Genomic DNA, 3124 nt, shown 5'->3' with positions numbered 1-3124 from the left:
TTGATGTAAGCGCAAAACCGGTGCCCCTGAAATTAGCTGGTGTCCTGGTTATTTTGGGTTTTACCGGAGTACGTCCATGGCCTATCTGAGCAACCGTTTTCTCCATGTTGTTGATCTTTTCGCTCAGTTGCTGATATTTTGACTTATCATTATTCAGCTTACCTGTCAGGATCAGGATGGTTAAAACGCCAAAAATAGCGATTGAAGCGGCTACCGATATTTTTGAATGATGATTACGCCACATGCGCACAATCCATACCGGATGGATCATCACCTCTTCTTTCAAAGCATGAACATCAATTTCATTATGGATGGCGTTTAAGCGGTTCTCAAGCTCAAGGCGTTCGCCGTATTGCTTCAGTAAGCCTATAAATTTAATGTGTTCGGTAACTTTACTTTCAACAGCCGCATCGTTTTTGCGAAGCAGCTCAAATTGAACACGTTCTTCGGCGGTCATGCTACCGTCGAGGTACCGTTCAATAAATTCTGTCATTTGGTTATCACTCATCTCTTGATCTCCTTATTTCTGCTGAAAAAATAACTTCTTCAGCCGTTGCAGGCATTTATACTTTTGAGTTTTGGCATTATCCGCATTGGTATAACCAAACCGCTCACAGATCTCCTGCATTGATCTGTTTTTAATATAAAAATCCTCCATAATGGTTTTACAGGGTTCGCCTAATAACTGGAGCGCACTCTCCATTTTACCAAACTGGATATCCCTGTCACTATGGTTATCAATTTCTTCTTCAACGGGCAGGTGTTCTTCAAAATCCCTGATATCGCCACCATACCTGTTCATCTGACTTAGCCTTTTAAGCCAAAGCCGCCTGCAAACCGAGTATATGTACGTTTTAAGCTTACTGTTAAGCTCAAAATCGCCCGCTTTAATTTTATTGTAAAGAACTATAATGGCTTCCTGGTAAATATCCTTGGCATCATCTTCATCGCCATTGTTGTTGATGATCAACTGTAATATCATCGGGAAATAGGTTGTATAAAGCTTCTTCAGCACTATTTCCGAATTATTAAGTATCCCAAGAACTATCTCACTATCTGTTGGAGCCGAAGCTTTTAAGTCTTTATTCACTCTTAATACTATTTAGGTCAAATTGTAACCCACTATTATCAAAAAAAATCAAACTAAAATAAATTAATAACATTGGCATTACATTTCATTGCCTGTAACAATTGTATGCTGTGTTAATTTAACGTTTAATACCGCCAGGTAAACAAGGTAACCCAATGTTAAAAACTATGCCGGCAAATCTGCAATAAAAAAACCGCTTGCAAAACAGGTACATTTAAACTACTAAATCTATGGAATTTAAAAAGATTTATTTTTTTATGGGTTACCTTTTCTGTTATTGTGTATTAACTACCAAACGATCACAAAACATTAACATTTTAAAACTATTCAAAAAATGAAAAATTCATTCAAATTAGGTTTCGTAGCTTTAGTTCTTGCAGCTTCTTTTTCAGCTTGTGGCGGTAACGCTAAAAAAACTGGCGGCGATTCTTCTGCTACCGCAGTTGATACTACCAAAGCAGCTGTTGATACAACTAAAGCTGCCGCTGATACTACTAAAGCTGCTGCTGATACTACTAAAAAAGACACCACTAAGAAATAATTATTTCTGATAAGATAGAAAGCAGTTAAATATCATTTTTAATCTTTTTCTATTGATTTTTTAGTTATTCATCAATAAAAAAGGTGACTTGTAATTTTTTTTCAAAATTATGGGTTACCTTTTTTTGTTTGTGGTATTAAGGTGTAAACTATTAAATCACTTATTTAAAAAATTAAACATGAAAAATTTCAAATTAGGCTTTTTAGCTTTAGCTATCGCTGTTTCTTTCGCTGCTTGTAAAGGTTCTTCTTCAGCTTCTTCTGCTGATTCAACTAAAGCTGACACTTCTAAAATGGCTGCTGATACTACTAAAGCTGACACTTCTAAAGCTGATACTACTAAAGCTGCTGCTGACACTACTAAAAAAGACACTACTAAAAAGTAATTTAACTTTTTATGTTAAAAAAATGCCCTGGTTTTCCGGGGCATTTTTTTTGCCTGATACTTTTCAAACAATTTCTGCTCGTATTGCTTAATGTGATAAGCAATAAAATATGAAATATTCTGAATGGAAAACGCTTAGTGCCGATGAGCGTCAAAGCATTGGCTGGCACCGTCATCCGCACATACGCACTGCTACCCTTTTTGCCATAGTTTTTGCGATAACATTTATTATTGTAGTGCTTGGCATAAGTAAAAACAGCACAATTCATCTTAACCGCAAACCAACTGCAAAGGAAGCTTTTACCATGGCAAAATTATTTGTAAAGGAAAAGCTGAAACAACCTCAAAAAGCGGTTTTTCCTAACAACAGTTTTAAATCGGTTATTGATACAACAACTAATAGCTACGAGGTACAATCAACGGTAAAAATTGAGAACGATAGGGGCAAAATGGAACAATCGGCCTGGGAAGTTAAAATGTTGTATACTGATGGTGACTGGGCCGAGAAAAATAGCTGGCAAGTTAAAAATATAAACATTGCCCCTCAGCCATAAGCCATTTACTTAACAGTACCCATAAAAAAAGGAGCAGTTATGAAACTGCCCCCGGTGGTTAATTAGTCATTAATAAATTTAGTGAACAGTATCACGCAGGGCTTTAATCTCGTCATGAGCGTCAAGCAGCTCACTTTCCTGCTGGCTGATCGTTTCGCGCAGGTAGGCTGGTAAATTTTCGTCTTCAAGCGCGGTACGGTATGCTTTTAAAATAGCATCTTCGCCAAATTCGCATTCCTCCAGCACGTTATGGGTATCATGCCCGGTAAACGCGGCTTTAACATCAAGCCAGGCCCTGTGTATTTTGCCGCTGGTGGTTGTGCTGGTTTCAATGTCTTTTCCAAAAGCACTAACCTCTGTACCCAAAGCAAGCCTGTAACCCTGGCTTTGGCCAATAAACCTTGTAAAAAGCGATTTCAGTTCGGTGTCGCCATCCTTCAAATCTTTTGAGGCGCGTTGATAGCCCTCAATCCTGTCATTGTTGATCTGTATCAGATCATTTAAAATCTCTACGGTTGCTTGTGTATTTTCCATGATTAGATGTTTTTATATAAT

The 3124-nt window shown here is 37.5% G+C and carries 5 protein-coding genes and 1 pseudogene; 3 read left to right on the top strand and 3 right to left on the bottom strand.

The features are described 5' to 3' along the window. Both VF500_RS20775 and VF500_RS20770 read right to left on the bottom strand, forming a co-directional pair. A pseudogene (locus VF500_RS20775) lies at positions 1 to 508 on the bottom strand (serine protease); the annotation flags it as partial. A gap of 12 nt (positions 509 to 520) precedes the next feature. Further along, positions 521 to 1090, bottom strand: coding sequence for a sigma-70 family RNA polymerase sigma factor (locus tag VF500_RS20770; protein WP_330861514.1), 570 nt, complete (start codon positions 1088 to 1090; stop codon positions 521 to 523). Positions 1091 to 1424: 334 nt separating this feature from the next. Between VF500_RS20770 and VF500_RS20765 the strand changes: the two genes are divergently transcribed. The 3 genes from VF500_RS20765 to VF500_RS20755 all read left to right on the top strand — a co-directional run bounded on the left by VF500_RS20765 (position 1425) and on the right by VF500_RS20755 (position 2569). After that, positions 1425 to 1631 carry a hypothetical protein gene (locus VF500_RS20765; protein ID WP_330861513.1) on the top strand — a complete coding sequence of 69 codons (207 nt, stop codon included), beginning with the start codon at positions 1425 to 1427 and terminating at the stop codon, positions 1629 to 1631. Positions 1632 to 1809: 178 nt separating this feature from the next. Further along, positions 1810 to 2016, top strand: coding sequence for a hypothetical protein (locus VF500_RS20760; protein WP_330861512.1), 207 nt, complete (start codon positions 1810 to 1812; stop codon positions 2014 to 2016). Between the two features lie 109 nt (positions 2017 to 2125). Next, a complete protein-coding gene (locus VF500_RS20755; RefSeq protein ID WP_330861511.1) occupies positions 2126 to 2569 on the top strand; it encodes a hypothetical protein in 444 nt (147 codons plus the stop codon). A 78-nt stretch (positions 2570 to 2647) separates the two neighbouring features. Here VF500_RS20755 and VF500_RS20750 read toward each other — a convergent pair whose 3' ends face one another. Further along, complete coding sequence (locus VF500_RS20750) at positions 2648 to 3103, bottom strand: PA2169 family four-helix-bundle protein (RefSeq protein ID WP_090524838.1); 456 nt, start codon at positions 3101 to 3103, stop codon at positions 2648 to 2650. Between the last annotated feature and the right edge of the window lie 21 nt (positions 3104 to 3124).

The organism is Mucilaginibacter sp. (assembly GCF_036383575.1).
Lineage (GTDB): Bacteria > Bacteroidota > Bacteroidia > Sphingobacteriales > Sphingobacteriaceae > Mucilaginibacter.
The sequence above is the reverse complement of the archived record's forward strand: the minus strand, read 5'-3'. Positions and strand labels throughout refer to the sequence as shown.

Coding starts and splice junctions, on each gene's coding strand:
- VF500_RS20765 (WP_330861513.1), top strand. CDS start 1,425: ATGAAAAATTCATTCAAATTAGGTTTCGTAGCTTTAGTTCTTGCAGCT.
- VF500_RS20760 (WP_330861512.1), top strand. CDS start 1,810: ATGAAAAATTTCAAATTAGGCTTTTTAGCTTTAGCTATCGCTGTTTCT.
- VF500_RS20755 (WP_330861511.1), top strand. CDS start 2,126: ATGAAATATTCTGAATGGAAAACGCTTAGTGCCGATGAGCGTCAAAGC.
- VF500_RS20750 (WP_090524838.1), bottom strand. CDS start 3,103: ATGGAAAATACACAAGCAACCGTAGAGATTTTAAATGATCTGATACAG.